The organism is Carboxylicivirga mesophila (assembly GCF_018271975.1).
Classification (GTDB): Bacteria; Bacteroidota; Bacteroidia; order Bacteroidales; family Marinilabiliaceae; genus Carboxylicivirga; species Carboxylicivirga mesophila.
Window position 1 is genome coordinate 121,269 of sequence record NZ_JAGUCN010000013.1, and the last position, 20,157, is coordinate 141,425.

20 protein-coding genes are annotated in these 20,157 nt (G+C 36.6%); 8 read left to right on the forward strand and 12 right to left on the reverse strand.

What is annotated here, in order from left to right; translation table 11 throughout:
* Positions 1-36: 36 nt before the first annotated feature.
* Genes KEM09_RS12470 through KEM09_RS12480 form a run of 3 tightly spaced genes read left to right on the forward strand, consistent with a single transcriptional unit; the run spans position 37 to position 1,984 of the window.
* Positions 37-483, forward strand: coding sequence for a hypothetical protein (locus tag KEM09_RS12470; protein WP_212228740.1), 447 nt, complete (start codon positions 37-39; stop codon positions 481-483).
* Positions 484-501: 18 nt separating this feature from the next.
* Positions 502-1,248, forward strand: a complete 747-nt coding sequence (locus KEM09_RS12475; protein WP_212228742.1) for a hypothetical protein — start codon at positions 502-504, stop codon at positions 1,246-1,248.
* A gap of 25 nt (positions 1,249-1,273) precedes the next feature.
* On the forward strand, positions 1,274-1,984 hold the full coding sequence (locus KEM09_RS12480; protein WP_212228743.1) for a fibrobacter succinogenes major paralogous domain-containing protein: 711 nt from the start codon (positions 1,274-1,276) through the stop codon (positions 1,982-1,984).
* Positions 1,985-2,164: 180 nt separating this feature from the next.
* Here the strand turns inward: KEM09_RS12480 and KEM09_RS12485 are convergent, their stop codons facing one another.
* The gene (locus KEM09_RS12485) at positions 2,165-2,416 is read right to left on the reverse strand and encodes a helix-turn-helix domain-containing protein (protein WP_212228744.1); all 252 of its coding nucleotides are present in this window, start codon (positions 2,414-2,416) and stop codon (positions 2,165-2,167) included.
* A gap of 87 nt (positions 2,417-2,503) precedes the next feature.
* On the opposite strand from KEM09_RS12485, the gene KEM09_RS12490 reads away from it, so the two are divergent.
* Positions 2,504-3,076, forward strand: a complete 573-nt coding sequence (locus tag KEM09_RS12490; protein ID WP_212228745.1) for a recombinase family protein — start codon at positions 2,504-2,506, stop codon at positions 3,074-3,076.
* A 247-nt stretch (positions 3,077-3,323) separates the two neighbouring features.
* On the opposite strand, the gene KEM09_RS12495 is transcribed toward KEM09_RS12490, so the two are convergent.
* The 4 genes from KEM09_RS12495 to KEM09_RS12510 form a co-directional block, all read right to left on the reverse strand.
* Positions 3,324-3,926, reverse strand: coding sequence for a hypothetical protein (locus KEM09_RS12495; RefSeq protein ID WP_212228746.1), 603 nt, complete (start codon positions 3,924-3,926; stop codon positions 3,324-3,326).
* 2 nt (positions 3,927-3,928) lie between these two features.
* A complete protein-coding gene (locus tag KEM09_RS12500) occupies positions 3,929-4,642 on the reverse strand; it encodes a hypothetical protein (protein ID WP_212228747.1) in 714 nt (237 codons plus the stop codon).
* Between the two features lie 12 nt (positions 4,643-4,654).
* Positions 4,655-5,248 (reverse strand): hypothetical protein, encoded by a 594-nt coding sequence (locus tag KEM09_RS12505; RefSeq protein ID WP_212228748.1) that lies wholly within the window; start codon positions 5,246-5,248, stop codon positions 4,655-4,657.
* A gap of 123 nt (positions 5,249-5,371) precedes the next feature.
* On the reverse strand, positions 5,372-7,114 hold the full coding sequence (locus KEM09_RS12510) for a recombinase family protein (RefSeq protein WP_212228749.1): 1,743 nt from the start codon (positions 7,112-7,114) through the stop codon (positions 5,372-5,374).
* Positions 7,115-7,128: 14 nt separating this feature from the next.
* Between KEM09_RS12510 and KEM09_RS12515 the strand changes: the two genes are divergently transcribed.
* The 3 genes from KEM09_RS12515 (at position 7,129) to KEM09_RS12525 (ending at position 10,779) form a co-directional block, all read left to right on the forward strand.
* Positions 7,129-8,022 (forward strand): DMT family transporter, encoded by an 894-nt coding sequence (locus KEM09_RS12515; RefSeq protein ID WP_212228751.1) that lies wholly within the window; start codon positions 7,129-7,131, stop codon positions 8,020-8,022.
* 61 nt (positions 8,023-8,083) lie between these two features.
* On the forward strand, positions 8,084-9,499 hold the full coding sequence (locus KEM09_RS12520; protein WP_212228753.1) for an SDR family oxidoreductase: 1,416 nt from the start codon (positions 8,084-8,086) through the stop codon (positions 9,497-9,499).
* Positions 9,496-10,779 (forward strand): cryptochrome/photolyase family protein, encoded by a 1,284-nt coding sequence (locus KEM09_RS12525; RefSeq protein ID WP_212228755.1) that lies wholly within the window; start codon positions 9,496-9,498, stop codon positions 10,777-10,779. Before KEM09_RS12520 ends, KEM09_RS12525 begins: the two co-directional genes overlap by 4 nt.
* Before the next feature lie 48 nt (positions 10,780-10,827).
* On the opposite strand, the gene KEM09_RS12530 is transcribed toward KEM09_RS12525, so the two are convergent.
* Positions 10,828-11,193, reverse strand: coding sequence for a NifB/NifX family molybdenum-iron cluster-binding protein (locus KEM09_RS12530; RefSeq protein WP_212228757.1), 366 nt, complete (start codon positions 11,191-11,193; stop codon positions 10,828-10,830).
* Between the two features lie 177 nt (positions 11,194-11,370).
* A complete protein-coding gene (locus KEM09_RS12535; protein WP_212228759.1) occupies positions 11,371-11,766 on the reverse strand; it encodes a DUF134 domain-containing protein in 396 nt (131 codons plus the stop codon).
* A gap of 100 nt (positions 11,767-11,866) precedes the next feature.
* Between KEM09_RS12535 and KEM09_RS12540 the strand changes: the two genes are divergently transcribed.
* Positions 11,867-12,271: an acyl-CoA thioesterase gene (locus KEM09_RS12540; RefSeq protein ID WP_212228761.1), complete on the forward strand. Its 405-nt coding sequence runs from the start codon at positions 11,867-11,869 to the stop codon at positions 12,269-12,271.
* A 10-nt stretch (positions 12,272-12,281) separates the two neighbouring features.
* Here KEM09_RS12540 and KEM09_RS12545 read toward each other — a convergent pair whose 3' ends face one another.
* The 5 genes from KEM09_RS12545 to KEM09_RS12565 form a co-directional block, all read right to left on the reverse strand.
* Positions 12,282-16,178: a leucine-rich repeat domain-containing protein gene (locus tag KEM09_RS12545; protein WP_212228763.1), complete on the reverse strand. Its 3,897-nt coding sequence runs from the start codon at positions 16,176-16,178 to the stop codon at positions 12,282-12,284.
* A gap of 64 nt (positions 16,179-16,242) precedes the next feature.
* Positions 16,243-17,265, reverse strand: coding sequence for a glutaminyl-peptide cyclotransferase (locus KEM09_RS12550; RefSeq protein ID WP_212228765.1), 1,023 nt, complete (start codon positions 17,263-17,265; stop codon positions 16,243-16,245).
* A gap of 7 nt (positions 17,266-17,272) precedes the next feature.
* Positions 17,273-18,439, reverse strand: coding sequence for a MalY/PatB family protein (locus KEM09_RS12555; RefSeq protein ID WP_212228767.1), 1,167 nt, complete (start codon positions 18,437-18,439; stop codon positions 17,273-17,275).
* A gap of 71 nt (positions 18,440-18,510) precedes the next feature.
* A complete protein-coding gene (locus KEM09_RS12560) occupies positions 18,511-18,981 on the reverse strand; it encodes a DUF4625 domain-containing protein (protein WP_212228770.1) in 471 nt (156 codons plus the stop codon).
* Positions 18,982-19,045: 64 nt separating this feature from the next.
* Complete coding sequence (locus KEM09_RS12565; protein WP_212228772.1) at positions 19,046-20,041, reverse strand: SDR family oxidoreductase; 996 nt, start codon at positions 20,039-20,041, stop codon at positions 19,046-19,048.
* Positions 20,042-20,157: the final 116 nt, after the last annotated feature.

Below are 20,157 nucleotides of genomic sequence, written 5' to 3' on the forward strand. Positions count from 1 at the left end.
TCGCATTAGTCAACTCAAATTATTCAATTTGCTATTATGATACAAAACGAAACTTTAGTATTTAAAAGTATTGAGGAAAAATTTTTCACACATGCAGTTGCATGGAGCATAGATGAGAGTTTAAAAGCCTTCAAAACAGACAAAGGATTTGTCTTAAAGGCAAATAACCAAGCATCAGAGTTTAGCTTCACTGACTTTTCATCATTTACGATACTTAAAACCAGAGTATACATGAATTTAAAGTCCTATCTAATTCTCATACTTATGTTCTTTTCAATTAACTTTCTGTTTATTAATAATCCTGAAATAATGCCGAAATTGACTGTTGTATCTGCTCTTATACTCGGTTTAATTTTCGTAATTAGGTGGAGAAAAACATACTCAATTGTATTTAGCAATGGTTTCACTTTAATAATAGACCGCAATGACAAAACACTAAACTCATTACAAAATATATTGAGAATCACCAATCAACAGATATAATCTAGCCATATTATTATAATGAAATATCTAACCATCATATCGATTTGTGGTTTGTTCATTACAACCTCTTTAGCACAAAGCAAAATTAAAAACTTAGCAGGAATTTCAGTAAACTACAATAAATCAAAACTACTTGTTATACAAGAATTTGAAGATAACTATCTACTCATTGAAAGAGATCCAACAACCTTAAGACCAATAAATTATTATTCGATAATTGACGTGTACCTTAAAAAGCAGCAAGGATTTCTGAACATTCCTAGTGCAGTTTCAAATAATGGAAACTATTATGCTTTTTCATCCTTTTCGGATTACCACAACTTGATTCAAGATAAAATAATTATCTATGATTTATCAGAAAGACATGTCATAGGCGAAATTGATATAACGAACTTCAAACTCAAAGGTGGTCAGGCATGTTCATTTCATTTTAATGCCTCTAGCGAAAAGCTTTATTATGGAACAGCAATGGAAATATATGAGTACGATTTAATAAATAAAAATAGCACAAAGTTACATGAAACAAAAGGCTATGTGACCTATGACCCTACAACACATGAACCAATTACCTGTGACTTTCGAATTATTAATTCGGCTGGAGAAGGATTAATTGAAAACATGCAAACATTAGGCGGGAAAAAATATGAGTCAGATATTGCCTTTGGAGGTATTTGGAAAAAAAGTAATGGAATTGGCTATGTTACTTCAATTGGCAATAAGTATCTACTTTACACAGTAACATCATTAGAAATTATTAAACATTAGTTCAAATTCATTTAAAATATTAATAATGAACTACAAAAATAGTATGCAATCTATTGCATTTATAATTTTATTAAGTGTATCGTTTTTATCATGCAATAAAGGTGATGTAACTCCGGATAATGAGACCGGAACTTTAATTGATATTGATGGTAATAAATACAACACTGTAAAAATAGGAAAACAGGTTTGGATGGCTGAAAACTTAAAAACCACAAAGTATAATAATGGGGATATAATACCAATTGTCGAGAGTGGAAATGATTGGTCATTATTGTCCGATGCTGGTATGTGCCAATATGCAAATAGTGAATCAATGTTTGACATTTTTGGTGGTTTATATAATGGATATGTAATAATTGATGAAAGAAATGTATGCCCAAATGGCTGGCATGTGCCAACAAATGAAGAGTGGCTAGAGATGGAAGAATTTCTTGGAGGTAGTGATATAGCAGGAGGAAAACTCAAACAAGCAGGAACTGAACATTGGCAATCTCCAAATACAGGTGCTGACAACTCTAGTGGATTTACTGCACTTCCGGGAACTTCCAGAGAAGCAGGAGGTTCTTGGGATGAATCTGGAACTGGATATACTGCCTTGTTTTGGACATCAACAAAATTTGAAAATGCATATGAGTCAGGGTTACTTTCGAAAGACATCTACTACGAAGAAATAGATGTTCTAACTGGCGGTGACGAAATAAATCGTGGTTGTTCTGTGCGTTGTATAAAAGATTAATACTGTAAGGGTGTCATTTTTGACACCTTTTTTTATTGGTACTATAACTATACTTTAATTAAAATTAATTCGGCACAATACCTATAAAAACAAATATTACAAAACGTAACTCATTGATATAACACTAATCACTTGGGATTATTCAACAAAATGCCCCTACATGAAGAATTTCTCACTATTTTATAATTCCAGCGCAGCAAGCTCCGTAAAAAAGTCATCCAATCCTATATCAAGAGCACTTAAAATTTGTAAAAAGGTACTGAATTTAAAATTCTCACCTCGTTCTATTTTCGATAATGTTACCTTATTGATTTTATGCATTTCAGCAAAATTCTCATAATTATTTGAGACCGCTTTTCGCTTTTGGCGGATTAAAGCTCCAATTCGCTTAAGTATTAATTGGTCTGATTCTGAAATTCCTGTCTGCTCCATATTTCAAAGATAAAAAATACATATTAAACTATGTACTTTTCTTGCGATTACATACTTTAATGTGTATTTTTAAAGAAAAAACAAAATATGAAAAAGGTCGCATTATATTGTAGAGTCTCATTAAGCAACGGAAGTCAAACAACAGAAAATCAAAAAATAAGATTAGTTGAATATGCAACAAATAATCAACTGGACTATGATATTTTTGAAGAAACTGAATCAACACGAAAAACCAGACCTGTAAAACAGGCACTTCTAAAAAAATTGCGTCAAAACGAATATGATGCAGTCATAGTTTATAAATTGGACAGATGGGCACGTTCATCAACTGAATTAATACTGGACACCAAAGAGCTAGTTGATAAAAGTGTTGGTTTTATTAGTCTAAGTGACCACCTTGACTTTTCTACTGCTGCCGGAAAACTTCAATTTCAAATCTTATCTGCTTTTGCGGAATTTGAACGTGAGTTAATCCGTGAGCGCACAATTGAAGGTCTCCGCAGGGCAAAACAGCAAGGCAAAAAGGGTGGCAGACCCCAAGGGTCTAAAGATAGCAAGCCAAGACGAAAATCCGGTTATATATTACGAGAGGCGAAAAAAAGACAAAAGGTTGATGAAGATGCCGGAGTTCATAAATCGATTGAATCTTACATTAATTAAATAATACTCCCCCAAATAATAACTGGAGGATTTTTTGTGCCAAATAATGGCAATCCTCCCCTGTAAAACACGCATCAAAAAAACGGACGTTTATTTGGTCAGGTATTAATACATGTAAGAAAACTTGTATCCCGCCGTCTAATCCCCCTACCACATTAGCCCCTCCCTGTCTGTGGGGTGCTACATGCAAATTTTAAAAGAGAAAAACTAATGTGGGAAAGTGGATTTTATATTTTTTATAAATCTGCTATAGTTGTGGTGATGAAAGATATTTCTTGCTAACATCTTTATATCCTCTCATTTTATCACCTAGTTTCTTTGAAATTGGATTTAGTTTATCCTCGTACATCTCAGCATCATATTTCCCGTTTTCTTTTGCTTCTTTATATCCTTTTTTCAAAAGGGAATAAATGTCGTTATAAAGCGAATTTAAATCACCTGACAAATTTACAATATCATCATCCCTAACAAGCAAATCAATTTTTTGCGAAAAAACATTTAGCTCCAAATAATTACTCCATAGTAATTGTAAACCATCTTTGTGAGTAATTATTACACCATCAAGATTGTCGATTATATTACTTATACATTTATTAAAGAAAATATAATAATCAATTATCACTTTTCGCTCTTCTTCATAGTATTGTTTCTCCCTTTCAGAAGCCACGTAATATTTTTGTTTTAATTCTTCTAGTTCTTTTGCATTTGAGTGTTTTATATCTTCGACCATGCTGGTCAATGCCTCGACATCTTCTTTATTAGCCTGATTCTTACCCTTCTGATGGATATAGTAAGTCAAATATCCAATTGGAATACTTAATAAAAGTAAGAGTATTGTTTCAATGGTCATAATCATAAATTATTTAGAAAAGCGTTAACATCTGACTGATAAACATTCATAACATCAATTAATTCATCCAATTGCTTGTCTGTTGCTTCCCTATAGTCATAAATAAGTTTTGGTATAGTTTTCTCTTTAATCTCGTAATACTTACGTTTGTTGTTGCTAGTTTTGTATTCTTCTAGCTCTTTTAATTGCTCTTTTATATCAAGAAGCAGACCTAATTTTGCTTTCCAAATTTTATTAAACTTGTCAAAGACCGTCCTAGCACTATCAACAATTATTTCATCAGAGACTATTAATTGAATCATACTTATGCATGAGGTAATCTTAATACCTTCGTTATAAGACACATTCATCCTTTCTTTAAGAATATCAACTGTGTCTCCATCGTTATAATAAACATCTATATCAGTAATATACCGATTGAGTATAACGTAATAATCATATAGAGCTTTCTTGGCATCCTCAAAAATTATCGTTTTCTGACTTGTAAGAATCGTAAGCTGACTTTTCAGACCTTCAAGTTCTTTTGCGTTATTCTGCTTTATACCCTCTATTGTAGCTGTTATTTTACCTATTTCTTCCTTCATTGCCTGATACTCACCTTTCTTACCCATATACTTTGAAAAACGGTATACAAAAGCACCTACGATAACTTGAACAGCAACAATAACTAGTGCTCCCCAAGTTGGGATATTAATGTAATCAATCGTTTCATGCATAACGAAAAATTATTATTGGTCTATTAAATTATTCATAAGAATAGTTGTTGGTAAAAATTGGACTTGTAAAGGAGAAACAACATCCTCTTCAATGTCTAAATTTGCATAAGGTCTAGGCAATTGCTGAACTTTATTTATATAACGAACCTCTACATTACGAAAAACATCAGTTCCACCCAAAGCATCATTTATAGAAATTAAAACACTAAAGGACTTCTTATCTGGAATAATGATTGAATGTGAATCATTTGGTATATCAGTCGTTTTAAAAAAGTCTTCAAACTCCTTAAAACCATCACAATAGTATGACACAAGCAATAATGCCATATCTGTATAGTTAACGTTTTGAGTTAATATTGATTCTTTAAACTTAACCAAATCAGTCCTACTATTTTTCCCTTTATATGTTATGTGTACTTTGCCATCTTTATGAAAGGATACGTGGTCTGGCAATTTCATCTCATATACTTTTTCTTTATCACTTGCTTTTACATTGCCTCTATATGGTGATATAAAATGAACGAAAAGTTCGTCTTTATTAATTCGTAATTTCAATAGATGATAATAAAGACTGCCAACTTTTGCAGAAATATTTAACTCATTCATTGTGTGTGTATTTATTAGGATAGCTTAATTATACTATAAAGATTATAAAAAAATCTGTAATGTATTACGAGCTAATCTAATTAGCTGTAAATAATATATCTTTAAGTAATTTACACCTTCTGCTTAAATATCAATTTTAATTACATCCGGCAAAGCTGCTTTTATATACATGGGTGTTACAGAAACAATCTCCTCTGCGATGCCAGAATCTTTATCCTGAACCATATCATACGATTTTGTACCACCAATGAAATTTCCATCCTCATCAAAACAATCGCCAACAAGTATATAGAAATAATCAAATCCATTGGCACAAATCAATTGGTAATAACCATATAAAACGGCATCAATAGTTACATAATAAACGTATCCTCTTTTCCGCTTTGGGAATAATTCTTTTAACAAATCATTATTGAGAAGCTTTACGACTTTGATTTGATTAATTGCATTTTTAGCAAAACGTTTGAAAATTTCTGGATTAGATAGTTTCAGACTTTCATCATTTTTTAAATGATTGATTTCTTCGTGTAATCTTGCATTCTCTTTGTTAAGCCGTTTTATCTCTTTTTCATTATTCTCAATGTTCGTATTAAATTCTAATTCTAAGTCACCAATTGCCACCTTAGAGCTTGATGGAATGTTGGGATTATATTTATCTCGATATAGTTCTGTCAATTTTTCTGACTCAATATCATTCAAATTCTTTAGTTCTTGAATAACCTTATCATTTGCACCAATAACAGTCTCTTTATTAGTAATCTGAGATTCTAGTTTATCATCATCCCTTACTGCATTTTGCAAGAAAAAATATACAGCATTATTTAGAAGGTCAATGTTAATTTCTGGAGATGGACACCTATTTTCTTTAACCTGCTTAAAGTAGCATTTGTATGTATTCGCCTTGCTAACCTCTGGATTTCCTCGATGCATCATATAACCACTTTCACAATAAGCACATTTGATACATCCTTTCAATACATTAGGATATTTTTGTGCATTAGTACTTGTGGACTTATTATTTTTTAATTTCTCATTTGCAGCAAAATACAATTCATCACTTACAATTCTCAATGAATCATCATATGGAAACTCTTGTTTATTCCAAACCCTTACTCCTGTAACAATTTTCTTCTTCATTACATTGCATACAGTCATACTAGTCCATCTTTTTTTCGTTTTTTTGAGTCGCTGTGATTTTAATTCAATTTTACCTGACTCTACATGTTTAGCATATTTCGGCATCTCCCCTGCTGCATTAAGAACATTAGCTATCTGGGTAGATGTAAAATTTTCTTCCACATACATTTTAAAGATTCGCTCCACAATCTTTGCTTCATCCTTATCAACAATTAATCGTTTATTTTTCTTTGTATATCCGAATGTAGGAAAAGCAGCACCAGCAACATTGCCTGATTTGACACTATAATTACGTCCTCTTGTTGTTCTTTCTTTTATTTGTGACCGTTCGTACTCTGCAATACTTGCCATTAAATTTAAAGCTAATTCCTGCTTGGAATCACCTTTTATTTGTATTGTATCAACCTGTTCTTTTTTAAAATGAATGTTTATATTTCTGTTTCTAAAATCCTCAATTATAGCATATGTATCTATCAACGAACGACCAAGTCTAGAATATTCAAGGCAAAAAACATTTTTTATATCCTGTCGCTGAATGAGAAAACTATTCATCTTATCAAACTCTGGTCTACTTTTCGATTTTATTGCCCCAGATATTTTATCACCAAATACTTTCACCACATCAATATTCTTACCTTTGATGCCATCACAGTAATCAAACAGTTCCTGAATTTGAGACTCTAAATTTTGGTCTTCTGTTGAGACTCGTGTGTAAAATACAACCTTCATAAGCTTTTGATTATATGACTAATATAAATAAAAAATTAATAACCAATTACACCAAACTACATTTTGTTGTCATCCTCTATGGATTTACAGCTATCCTGGGCAAATTAATCACACTCCCAGCCCCACAAATGGTTTGGTATCGTATGATTATAGCATTTTTGGTTCTTGGCGGATATTTATGGTATAAGAAAATGCCTATAGCCATTGGCACTGTCAATATCCTGAAATTAATGGGCATCGGATTGGTTGTAGCCTTCCATTGGATAACCTTCTTTCATGCGGTGAAGATATCAAATGTATCAGTGACACTTGGATGCATGGCATCCACCACGCTCTTTGCCAGCTTTTTGGAACCCATCATCTTTCGCAAACGCATCAAGTGGGTGGAAGTGCTGATTGGACTGGTCATCATTCTTGGATTATACCTGATATTTCAGTTTGAGCTTACCTATTGGAAAGGCATAATAACAGCCTTGATTTCAGCATTCTTAGCGGGATTATTTACTGTACTGAATAAAATATACATCGATAAGTACCACCCTGTAACCATTAGTTTCTATGAAATGCTAAGCGGCTTTATTAGTATTGGCATCTTCCTGATGATTATTGAGGTTTTACCAAACAATTTGCTTATTCCTACCAATTCAGACATTATCTATATTCTGATTTTGGGGATTGTTTGTACAGCCTATGCTTTTGTTGTGGCAGTTGACGTGATGAAAGTACTATCGGCTTATACCGTTGTTTTGGCCATTAACATGGAACCCGTTTATGGCATATTACTGGCCTTCTTTATTTTTGGACAGAGCGAATTTATGTCTGCCGGTTTTTACCTGGGTACTTTGGTTATTTTAGCAGCTGTCTTTTTACATCCTATTCTGCTTAGGTTTCAAAAAAAACAACCCTGACTCCTGTTTATCTTTTTGATGATTTAAGTGAACAATACACTTGTTTGTTGCTTATAAATATATGAAAGTATTACTGACAGGTGCCACGGGATATATCGGAAAGCGCTTGCTGCCATCGCTGGTTAAGCAAGGCCATCAGGTTATTTGCCTGGTGAGGGATGCCAAGCGGTTTCATCCTCCTGCATCCTTAAAGGCCTCAATTAGTGTTATTGAAGCCAACCTGGATGACAAAGAAACACTAAACCATTTGCCACAGGACATTGAGGCAGCTTATTACCTTGTGCATTCCATGTCAAGTGATAAGAACTATATGCAAAAAGAGATTGCTTCAGCCAAAAATTTTCGGCGCGCTCTAACGTCAACCAATGCTAAACAGGTGATTTACCTTAGTGGTATCGTAAATGAAGAAAATCTGTCATCACACCTACAGTCAAGAAAAAATGTGGAGCAGGAACTGGCAAAAGGTAATTATGCTTTAACCACACTACGTGCCGGCATTATTATAGGTTCAGGCAGTGCCTCGTTTGAAATTATCCGGGATCTGGTTGAAAAGCTTTCCATAATGGTTGCGCCAAAGTGGTTGAATACCCGTTGCCAGCCCATTGCCATCCAGGATGTTCTAAAATTTTTAACGGGCTGCCTGCTGAACGAGAATACTTATAATCAAAACTTTGACATTGGAGGACCAGATGTATTGACCTATAAGGAAATGCTTTTAGGATATGCTCATATTCGTTCACTTAAACGAAGGATATTTGTTATTCCTATCATGACACCACGCCTATCATCCTATTGGCTTTACTTTATTACATCAACAAGTTACAAGCTTGCTATTGCGCTGGTTGACAGTATGAAAATAGAAGTTATCTGTAGAAACACTTCTATTAATGATATTTTAAATATCCACCCAATCAGCTATGAATCAGCTTTAAAAGCCGCCTTCAGTGAAATTAAAGATGAACACATCCTGTCGAGCTGGAAGGATGCATTAGTAGATAGCCAATCTGATTTCAAACTATCTGATTTTATTGAGGTACCTACCTTTGGCTGTTTTACTGACAAGCGAAGCAGGCAGGTAGCAAATCAAGAAAACACGCTAGACCGCATTTGGAGCATTGGTGGTGAAACAGGCTGGTATTATGCCAATTGGCTTTGGCAACTACGAGGTTTTATGGACCGCTTAAACGGTGGCGTTGGCTTGCGACGCGGCCGTACACATATCAGCGAAATACATAGTGGTAACGTCATTGATTTTTGGCGGGTTATTTATGCCAATAAAGATGAAGGCAGGCTATTGCTATACGCAGAAATGAAACTGCCGGGTGAAGCCTGGCTGGAGTTTAAACTACAGAATAACCAACTACATCAAACTGCTACTTTCAGGCCCAAGGGTTTAAGCGGCAGGCTCTACTGGTATTCGGTATTACCCTTCCATTTCATCATATTCAACGGCATGCTAAAGCAATTATCTAAATGACAGATAAAATTACAATTCACTGGTTCAGACGCGATTTGCGTCTTGATGACAACACAGCACTTAATGCGGCTTTAAATAGCCCTTACCCTGTTTTACCAGTGTTTATATTCGACACCAAAATTATTGAGGAATTACCTTCAGACGATGCCCGCATATCGTTTATTTACCAGCAACTAAACAATATTAACCAGTACCTGCAGAAACGTTTTAAAAGCTGCATCCTAATAAAGTATGGCGATCCGCTGGAGCAATGGCAAAAACTACTGACAGAATACAATATCGGTGAAGTTCATTTTAATCGCGATTATGAACCTTATGCTCTGCAACGCGATCAAGCCATTACAGACCTGCTCTCTAAAAAGGGAATTAAAGTCAGTTCTCATAAGGACCATGTGATTTTTGAGGCACAAGAGGTCCTTAAGAAAGATGGTTCACCTTACACTGTATATACCCCTTATAAAAAACAGTGGCTAAGCTACTTCAACAATGAAAATTGTCGGGTAACACCTGTTAATAATGGTAATTTATTGGAAGCTAAGACTTCTTTGCCCGCCCTAAGCTCATTTGGTTTTCAAAGCTCTTCAATTAGTATACCTGCCTGGAATTTCGATAATATACCAGATTATGCAGCCAATAGAGATATACCCTATTTGGATCATACCTCCCACCTTGGACCGCACTTGCGTTTTGGAACCATCAGCATTCGTCAGGCGATTGCCCAAAGCTCAGGCAGCGATGTATTTTTAAGCGAACTCATCTGGCGCGAATTTTTTATGCAGATAATGGTTCATTTCCCCCAGGTGATAGTCCATAACTTTAAGCGAAAGTATGATGGCATTCAATGGCAAAACAACCAAGCTGATTTTCAGCGTTGGTGTAATGGACAAACCGGCTATCCGCTCGTTGATGCAGGCATGCGACAGCTCAACCAAACGGGATTTATGCATAACCGTGTACGCATGGTGTGTGCCAGCTTCTTGTGTAAACACCTGTTGATCGATTGGCGCTGGGGCGAGAGCTATTTTGCCCAAAAGCTCCTTGATTACGAATTGGCTTCCAACAATGGCAACTGGCAGTGGGCTGCAGGCACGGGCTGCGATGCTGCACCCTATTTCCGCGTATTTAACCCAACAGAGCAACAGCGAAAATTTGACCCGGAATTTAAGTATATCCGAAGGTGGATTAATGAGTTTGATTCTTTCGATTATGCGTCCCCCATGGTTGAACACAAATCTGCCCGCCTGAGAGCGCTTGATGCCTACAAATCAGCATTACAATAAAAGGTTGCACAAAGCAACCTTTTACATTAGTCTATAACCTTGAAAAGCTTAATGCGAGCACACATGGCCATCGGCGTGATGCTCACAGCCTACCCCTGAGTCTTCTAAGCCATTAACCAGATAATTATTAACCACTTGCATAACATTACCTGAACATCCTCTATAAACCCTGATGCCGTGATTATTAAGCACATTAAGCGCGCCATTACCCATGTTGCCAGCCAGCATTACACTCACTCCTTTTTGCTGTAAGATTGCTGCAATATTGCTTTTACACCCACATCCCTGGGGCGAAGGCAATAGTTCTGTTTTTGCCACCTGTTGATTAGCATCCACTGTAACGATTGTGTATGCTTCACAATGACCAAAATGGTCATCAATCACATTTCCTTTGGTTGGAATTGCCAGTTTCATAATTTGATTCTCCTATTTTTTTAATGTATAACTGATGATGATAACTTCCTTCCCGCATCATGGCTTGCCCGCACTTGGGACATTGCTCATTGCGGCACGGATGGCTTTTTTTATGCGGAAAGGTTAGATTGCATTCAACGCAAATGCAATGACCATTGTATTCTTCTTTTTTCATAGCTAGTTTAATGTGCGTAAATTTCCTGCCTGGCAATAAATACAGTTGTCCAGAGCATGTTTGCTAATATTCAACTTTTGGCATTCGATGCATTTATACCAGTAATCATTGGAATGAAAGTCGCCCCCTTCAATCATGATTACCTTGCCCTCAACAAATGCCTTGGCCACACTTTGCCTGGCCTGTTCGTAAATGCGTGTAAAGGTGGGACGCGACACATTCATTTTGCGTGCAGCTTCTTCCTGATGCAATCCTTCGTAATCAGTCAACCGCATAGCTTCATATTCCTCGTAAAGCAATATTATTGGCTCTAAATCACTCAATGGTACACCCAAAGGTTTAAACCCATCTACTTGTGGCGGTGATTCAATGAATCGTTTGCGTTTTGGTCTTGGCATTATAAAAAGTTTTACCCGACAAAAATATGAAATATAATGAACATTTGTTCATTACTATTCCTATTTTTGCAGTTAGTTTTTATAAATTATTAATCCGAATATGCACGAACAAATCATAAACTCAGAAACACGGATATGCAAAGCTATATTTCCTAATACGCTTAATGCCAATAACAGTCTATTTGGAGGCCTGATTATGCAATGGATGGATGAAGCTGCTTATATTGCTGCCACTCGATTCACAAAGCAACGCATGTTTACGCATCATGTATCCGAAATGAAGTTTATAAAAGCTGTTGTACCCAATACCATAGCTGAAGTAATTGCAAAAGTTGTTAAAGCTGATGCCCTGCGGCTAACCATTAAGGTGACGCTAATAGCTGAAGAAATGTACGCTGATAATAGCTATACAGCGGCAGAGTCTGTTTTTACGATGGTGGCCTTAAACGAGCAGAATAAACCTCAAAAGCTGCGAGTTCATAATTTTGAGACGATTTGTTGTTAAACAGATCACATTACCAGATGGCCTTTATAACCGTGCCCGGAAAAAACGGATTTTCCACTCTGGCTGAATAATCTCTGTAGTAATCCGTTTTCAGGTTAATGTAATGTTTATCAGTTTCGAGCGCTTCCCCAGCCCGGTACCACTTGATGGAATTGGTTTTATCCAACACATCATTGACATAAACAGCACCTATCCCATTGTCGTATGCCAGCTTGTACATTATCTTCTGGCGGCCGGTAATCAGTTTACCTACTTTTTTAGGTAAACGATACAAAATAGGTGTTAATGATTCAAATTTGAGGTTGTTTAGTGATAAGTCAATGGTATCCAGTTGGGCACAGGCCGACAAGTCCAGATTAATCTTCGTTAGGTTATTGTTTTTTAAAGACAGATACTTAAGATCAGGTGAATACACCTCAAACTGTATGGTATCCAGCCTGTTTTCACTTAAATTGAGTTTTACAAAAGCTGTTGAATCACCATAAATCGGCGAAAAATCCGTTAAGTGATTATGACTGACATCAATAGCAGTCAGAAACTTTAAGGAGCTCAAATCCGCATTAAATTGACGCAACAAATTGCCCGATAAATTAATTGACTCAAGACTGCTACTCCACACATTATCAGCTAAAACGCCCGCCACCTCATTGTTTTGAAGTTCCAGTTGTCGCAGCTCTTTAAAAGCTTTAAAGCTGGCGGGTATGTATCCTCTCAGGTGATTATTGGGTAAGTCAATGCCAATTACATGCCCGCCCTTATTAAAAGTAATCCCATGAAGGGCAGTAAAAGTCCGGGGCAATCGCTTTCCTCTTTTAATCTGCGACCAGCCCTCATTGCTATACCACTTCTCTCCCTGCATTTCATTATAAAACTCGTAAAGTGCCATCACCTCTTCTTTGGGTACGGCAATGTTTATATAGGCCTTGTAAGCATATGTCAACCCCGGCAACTCAGGATGACTTATTACACACTCTATCAATCCCTTATCCTGATTACTTACGACCAATTGATTGGAACCACTTTTAACTAATCGGTCGTTAAAGTACCAGTCAATTTGTAAATCATCAATTCTGGCTATCAATGAGTAAACACTTTGTTGAGCATTTACTTTCTGCCACCTAAGCAAGCCTGGCGAGCACTGATTATGATAGCTAAAATACTGTGTATTTTGTGCGAATGTTTGTTCCGCTTTAATCAGATAGTCTGGTGAAAGGTGATTATTGTGCAGGGTTAACGAATCTAAATCAACACCCAACGCAAAATCAAGTTCAAGCTCACTTAACAAATTATTGTCAAGGTACACCTGCTTTAAATATGGACTCCACTCCATATTTAGCGATAGCGCCTTAATTTTATTCTTACTTAAATTAACATCCTTAAGAAGCGAACATCCCTTAAAATCAACATAAACCTGTTCGATAATATTATGAGATGCATCTAACGATTCAAAGAACCAGCATTCATTCAAATCAAGCTTTAACAGTGCAATATTGTTCCTCGCAAAATTTAAACGCCTTAAATTGAAACTATTGGATAAATTGGCTACAAAAAAGAACAGCTCATTGTCCGATAAGTCGATCTCTGTCAGGTAAAACAAATCATCAAACTCAATATCAAATTGAACCAGTTTATTTGATTGTAATAATAACGATTCGAGGTTGTAACATAAATCCAGATTATTAGCCAGAAAACTAATCTGGTTATGACTCAAATTAAGGTAACGTAATTCGGTTAAATCCTTAAATGAGAAGGGAATATTGCTAATATTGTTATTTGAAAAATCCAGGTATCTTAACTTGCGCATCTTCCCAATGGATGTACCAATATATTCAAGGCGGTTATGGCTCAAATCAAGGGTGTGCAAAAACCTACAACTATCCAGGTTGTGAGCAAACTGCCTGAATTCGTTATTGTCCAGTATCAGATACCTCAGACGCGGACAATAGTTCAACTTACTTTCTATATAACTGATATGGTTTTCACCCAAATCAAGGTACACCAGCTGTTCATTGTTTCTCAGATTATAGTTGAATCTCGAAATATAATTTCCGCGCAAATTGAGCTCCCTCAGCTGTGGAAACAGGTAGAAGTTAATATTTGGATGACTCAACTTATTGTAACTTAAATCCAGCACTTTAGTTCTGAAACCATTAACTTTCAGGTCGCTGAATTTCTTCAGTTGATTATGACTGAGGTTAAGCACCTCCAGCTTATGGTTGGCGCGCAGATCCAGATCAAATGTATCAATTTGATTATGTGATAAATTTAACACCTTCAGCTCCCGGCAATTAAACAGCTTGAGATTAACATCTTTGATTTGGTTATCATTTAAAGATAATTCCTCTAAAAGATGCTGATTAAGCAGATCAATATCGAATAGCTTAAGTTGATTAGCTGACAGATTAATTTGCTTAAGATTAGGACAGTGAAATAGCTTGGCATTAAACTCACTGATTTGATTGCCATTAAGTTTTAAGGTTTCCAATTGCCAGTTTCGCTTAAACTCAACTTTAAAATCAACTATCCTATTATTACTAATATCTAAGTGCTTAAGCTTCGGACAGGTCATCAAATTATAATTGAACTCCGTCAGTCTGTTATTGGATAAATCAACATTAACCAATGCTGTACACTTATCCAATTGAGCATCAAATTCGTATATCTTATTGTTGCGAAGGACCAGAATTTCTAATTTCCTGTGGTTATTCAATTGTTGATTAAATACGCTTAGCTCATTATTACCCAAAAACAACTTATTCAACTGATTATTATATCTCAAACTAGGGGCAAAAAACTCAAGCTTATTATTACCAAGGTTTAATACCTCCAGTTGAGTACAGTTGTTGATGTTGACATCAAACTTTTTGAGATTATTCCCCCACAAATCCAACTCTCTTAAGCTTTTATTAGAGCGTAAATCAAGTTCAAGTTTAGATATATAGTTAGAATTCAGAAGCAGCTTTACCAATTTAGGATTAGGCCTGAACCGGCCCTCAAACCGGCTCAATTCGTTAAATGACAAATCCAGAATCTGCAACTCTGAGCAAGCCACCAAAGAAGACGTAAATGAGCTAATTTTATTGGATGCCAGATACAAACCAGTCAGTTTTTTGCATCCTGAAAGATCAAAATCAAACGCTTTTAGCTGGTTATTACTTAATGCTAAACGTTGCAACGAATAGCAGCCCTTCAGGTTGGGTTCAAACCGCTGAATTTGATTATTGGATAGGTTGAGTTCACTCAGGCGCCTGAAAGAGCTTAAGTCATTATCGAATGCCTGCAGCCGGTTATGATCAATAAATAAGGTATGAAGTTTATTACTGCTCCCCGAGCGATAAGCGAAACTTTCAATTTTATTATAACTCAACAGCAGTACTTCAAGGCTTTTCAGCTGCTCAAAATCAACTACAAAACTGTCAAGTTCATTCTTGATTAAGTTAATCCGCCTCAAAGCATTATTTGGCGCAAACTGATACTTAAACTCTTTGAGTTGATTGCCCGACAATTCAAGCTCTTGCAGTGAAGCCAAATTCCCAAAGTCAACTTGCAAATCCTTCAGGCGATTCTCGCTAATATTAAGGGCTTTAACCCGGTTACCTGGTGCAAAACTTAATTGGCAATACTTAATTTGATTATTAGATATATCAAGCTGTTGCAGGTGGGACAAAAACGATAAGTCAGCCACCAGTGTATCTCTTTTAATTATCCCTTTAGCAATAACACGACTGATTTTGCCATATCGGTCGTAATAGACAAATTGCTCATCGGGAATACCATCGTTATCAAGATCTACCTCCGGAAAAACGTCTAATAACCGTTCAAACTCATTAACCCCTGATTGCGAGTAGCTTATGTGAGAACACAAGAGTCCCAGCAAAAGAGATATCTTAAACACTAATTTGCGCATTAATTGCTAGATTTTTCCCTGATTCTGAATGTTAACAATTGTTAACAAACATAGCTTTTTTATTTTATTTATCAAAGAACAATGGTCTCCAAACAACTATATAAGGCCAATTTTTGCCAGTAAAGTATACCAGTTTATCATGAGGGTTATAGGCAATACCATTCAGTACACCTGCCTGTTTATAACGATGCCTGTCAATGCATGCACTTAAATCAATTTCCATCAGCACTTTCCCATTTGTTAGCTCAATAACCTGCACTATATCACTGCCCAGTACATTAGCCCACACCTTGCCTTCGATATATTCCAGCTCATTTAGGTAATGAACCGGTCCCCGGTTATTATACACCTGAAACGTTGAATCCACTTTAAAATTCTCATCTAGATAGTGAAGGCTATATGTACCATCTGAGGTGAGTAAAACATTGTCATCAGTGGTTGTTAATCCCCAACCTTCATGTTTGTATGGGAATACACCTATTTGCTCCAATTCTGCATCAAATTTGTATATCAAACCATCCTTCCAGGTCAACATGATAAATTCACCACTCCTCCAACTAAATCCCTCGGCAAATATTTGTTTGTCGAGGGGCAAATTTCTAATAATATCACCATTTTTAGGATTCAGTATTCGCAATGACGACTCCCCAATTAGTCCGGTAGTTTCGTATAGGTAACCGTCCTTCCATAGTAAGCCTTGCGTAAACGCATCTTCATCGTGTTTCAACAACAAGTAATCATCTACAGTTAATTGCCTTGGCTCAATGTCGGACACCATGTATAAACGCTCAAAGGAACGCCGTTTTTTACCATTCGAATAAAAAATGTATGATACCTCATTAATACCCGGTTGCAACTCACTGGCTGGCAATCGAAAATACTTAGCAGTTCGGGGGTAGTACACCGTTTTTCCCTTAAGGTTAACCACGGAATCTATTGGGGCATATTTAGGCAAATGAAAGACGGCAGTATCAGTATATGTTAATAGCCTCCACTGCGAATTATTACCTTCAGAAGGGAAATCGAGATAGACACCACAACCAAAGGTCATCATCAAACAGAGTATGGATAGCCCGAACCTATGCATCTACAAGCTATTTTCTGGCTTCGTATATTTGATTCAAGGCTTGCTCAAGAACGCTCCTTGGGCTGGCAATGTTCATACGCATAAAACCTTCTCCATCCTTTCCGAATGAAACACCATCGTTCAAACCAACTTTTGCCTCTTTTACCAGAAAATCTTTGATTTCCTTTTGGCTCTTATTCCAGGCTTTAAAACTCATCCAAATTAAATACGTGGCCTCAGGCCTGTAAAATGATATTTCTGGCAACTTTTCTTTTAAGAAGTCTTCGACAAATAAAATGTTTCGCTCCAAATAAGCTTTCAGAGCCTCCAGCCAGTCTCTCCCATGATTATAGGCAGAGCATAATGCTACTCCACTAAATAAATGCCCCATATGCAATTGTAACCTGTTTTGAGTATCACGATAGGCTTTGAGCAGTTTAGGATTGGCTGTAATTACATAGGATGTACTGAAGCCTGCAATATTAAAAGTCTTAGATGGGGCCATAAAAGAGATGCAATTCATAGCTGCTTCTTCATTGAGCGATGCAAAGGGCGTATGCTCATGACCAAAAAGTGTCAAATCAGCATGAATTTCATCGGCCAACACCAATACATTATGCTTACTGCAAATTTCATGAACTCTCAACAGCTCTTCTTTTGTCCAGACCCGACCAACCGGGTTGTGAGGTGAGCAAAGGATGAAAATTTTTGTATCACTCAAGGAAGCCTGTTTCTCAAGTAATTCAAAATCAATCTCATATTTACCGTCAACATTAACCAAACCATTGGCAAGTATCTTCCTTTTATTATCAGCAACAACTGAATAAAATGGAGGATAGACTGGCGTATTAATAATGACACCATCACCTATTTCTGAAAAAGCCAGCACCGAGAATACTAAAGCAGGTACCACACCGGGCGAGTATTCTATCCAGTCATTTTTGATGACCCAATTGTGTTTGTATTGACACCAGTCAACAATGGCTCCTGTAAACTCTTCCTTTCGGATAGTGTAGCCATAAATCTCGTGTTTAGCTCGCTCCTGTATAGCTTGCTGTACCGCTTCTGGTGCAGCAAAATCCATATCAGCCACCCAGAGAGGAATAACATCATCTGTTCCAAAATAGCGTTGGCGTAAATCCAATTTATATGCATTGGTGCCTGAGCGCTCAATCAGCTTGTCAAAATCGTACATAGTGGTCTTTTATTAATGTTTGCATCAAAAAAAAGGGCTCTGAGGCCCTTTAATTATATTCTTAATTACGCTTATCCTCCAATTTGGATATCAAGCGTTTCAACTGTTATATTGGGTTCTTCTGCAGTATCAGTAATAGTGAAGGTTAAGGTGTAAGTTCCACTAGAGCAGCTATTCTCGATAGGCATGTTGAATAGTTGTGTTTCATTAACGTCTGCTGTCTTTTCTGAATTAAAGATTATCTCATGCTTTTCGTTATTCTCTGCAGGCGCCCAAGGTGTATCTATACCCTTAAGTATAGCTTGTTTTGGAGTAACCCCTTGGAACTCTATAGTAATAACACACTTATCAAGTCCTCTATTGTCTTTAAATGTAGCAATTAATGGCAAATCACTACCTCTTTTATTAAGATCAGTACTGTTAGGCTTAGATATTGAAATTGTTGGAGCCTCTGTGTCTGGCCCATCACTTCCTCCGCCGCAAGCCACCAGGCTAAACACTACCATACCAAGGGCTAAGATTTTTGTTAGATTTTTATACATAGGTTTAAATTTTATCACAAATATAATTCTTTCCAATACATATCCTTTTCTAATGGTCTTAAAACTACTCTGCCTGGCGTAAATTTTCCCAGTACCAACCAATAGCCTCTCTCAGACCCTCTTTTATGCTGTAGTTAGGCGAGTATCCTAAAAACCTAGCTGCTTTATCAATGGAAGCCAGACTATGCGGTATATCACCTTCACGAGCAGGACCGTATGTTATTTTCACATCGGCAATTGAAGCATCATAGTCGCTTAAAAACTCCTGAAGGTATTGAACCAGTTCATTAAGTGTTGTTCGTTGACCATAGGCTACATTGTAAACCGTATTAATAGCTTGTTCATTCTGCACTATCGCAGCCAATTCATTAGCCTGAAGCACATTATCTATATAGGTAAAATCGCGCGAATAAGTGCCATCACCATTGATTACAGGCGACTCTTTACTTATTAGCGTTTTAACGAATTTAGGAATGACAGCCGCATATGCGCCATCCGGGTCCTGACGCCTTCCAAATACATTGAAATAGCGCAAACCAATGATCTGCATATTGTACAAGCGGGCAAATACATCTGCATAAAGCTCATTCACATACTTTGTAATGGCATAGGGAGATAGTGGCTTACCTATAATATCTTCCACCTTTGGCAGGTTCTTACTATCTCCATATGTTGATGAACTGGCGGCATATATAAATCGCTTAACCCCACTATCACGGGCAGCTATCAGCATATTCATAAAACCCGACACATTCACCTCGTTGGAGGTTATTGGATCAGCTATGGACCGGGGAACAGAACCCAATGCAGCCTGATGAAAAACAATCTCCACGCCTTCAACTGCCCGCCTGCAATCATCAATGTTCCGGATATCGCCTTCAATCAGCTTAAACTGATTGTTATTAATCATTTGATTAAGGTTAGAACGTTTTCCTGTGGCAAAGTTATCGAGGCAAATAACCTGGTTATTTTGATTCAACAGTTTTTCACATAAGTTACTCCCAATAAATCCTGCACCGCCTGTTACAAGAACTTTTTTATTCTCAAGTTTTGTCAACATATGTATAGTATTTGAATGGTAAAAGTAACAAAGCCAATAGAAATAGCAGAACCTTTAGACACCATTTTTGAGGCATTTGTCAATTGATGGCATAAAAAAAAGCGACCTAAGGCCGC

Coding starts and splice junctions, on each gene's coding strand:
- KEM09_RS12475 (WP_212228742.1), top strand. CDS start 502: ATGAAATATCTAACCATCATATCGATTTGTGGTTTGTTCATTACAACC.
- KEM09_RS12500 (WP_212228747.1), bottom strand. CDS start 4,642: ATGCATGAAACGATTGATTACATTAATATCCCAACTTGGGGAGCACTA.
- KEM09_RS12540 (WP_212228761.1), top strand. CDS start 11,867: ATGCACGAACAAATCATAAACTCAGAAACACGGATATGCAAAGCTATA.
- KEM09_RS12470 (WP_212228740.1), top strand. CDS start 37: ATGATACAAAACGAAACTTTAGTATTTAAAAGTATTGAGGAAAAATTT.
- KEM09_RS12560 (WP_212228770.1), bottom strand. CDS start 18,981: ATGTATAAAAATCTAACAAAAATCTTAGCCCTTGGTATGGTAGTGTTT.
- KEM09_RS12535 (WP_212228759.1), bottom strand. CDS start 11,766: ATGCCAAGACCAAAACGCAAACGATTCATTGAATCACCGCCACAAGTA.
- KEM09_RS12525 (WP_212228755.1), top strand. CDS start 9,496: ATGACAGATAAAATTACAATTCACTGGTTCAGACGCGATTTGCGTCTT.
- KEM09_RS12510 (WP_212228749.1), bottom strand. CDS start 7,114: ATGAAGGTTGTATTTTACACACGAGTCTCAACAGAAGACCAAAATTTA.
- KEM09_RS12505 (WP_212228748.1), bottom strand. CDS start 5,248: ATGAATGAGTTAAATATTTCTGCAAAAGTTGGCAGTCTTTATTATCAT.
- KEM09_RS12545 (WP_212228763.1), bottom strand. CDS start 16,178: ATGCGCAAATTAGTGTTTAAGATATCTCTTTTGCTGGGACTCTTGTGT.
- KEM09_RS12550 (WP_212228765.1), bottom strand. CDS start 17,265: ATGCATAGGTTCGGGCTATCCATACTCTGTTTGATGATGACCTTTGGT.
- KEM09_RS12480 (WP_212228743.1), top strand. CDS start 1,274: ATGAACTACAAAAATAGTATGCAATCTATTGCATTTATAATTTTATTA.
- KEM09_RS12530 (WP_212228757.1), bottom strand. CDS start 11,193: ATGAAACTGGCAATTCCAACCAAAGGAAATGTGATTGATGACCATTTT.
- KEM09_RS12555 (WP_212228767.1), bottom strand. CDS start 18,439: ATGTACGATTTTGACAAGCTGATTGAGCGCTCAGGCACCAATGCATAT.
- KEM09_RS12515 (WP_212228751.1), top strand. CDS start 7,129: ATGACTAATATAAATAAAAAATTAATAACCAATTACACCAAACTACAT.
- KEM09_RS12520 (WP_212228753.1), top strand. CDS start 8,084: ATGAAAGTATTACTGACAGGTGCCACGGGATATATCGGAAAGCGCTTG.
- KEM09_RS12485 (WP_212228744.1), bottom strand. CDS start 2,416: ATGGAGCAGACAGGAATTTCAGAATCAGACCAATTAATACTTAAGCGA.
- KEM09_RS12495 (WP_212228746.1), bottom strand. CDS start 3,926: ATGACCATTGAAACAATACTCTTACTTTTATTAAGTATTCCAATTGGA.
- KEM09_RS12490 (WP_212228745.1), top strand. CDS start 2,504: ATGAAAAAGGTCGCATTATATTGTAGAGTCTCATTAAGCAACGGAAGT.
- KEM09_RS12565 (WP_212228772.1), bottom strand. CDS start 20,041: ATGTTGACAAAACTTGAGAATAAAAAAGTTCTTGTAACAGGCGGTGCA.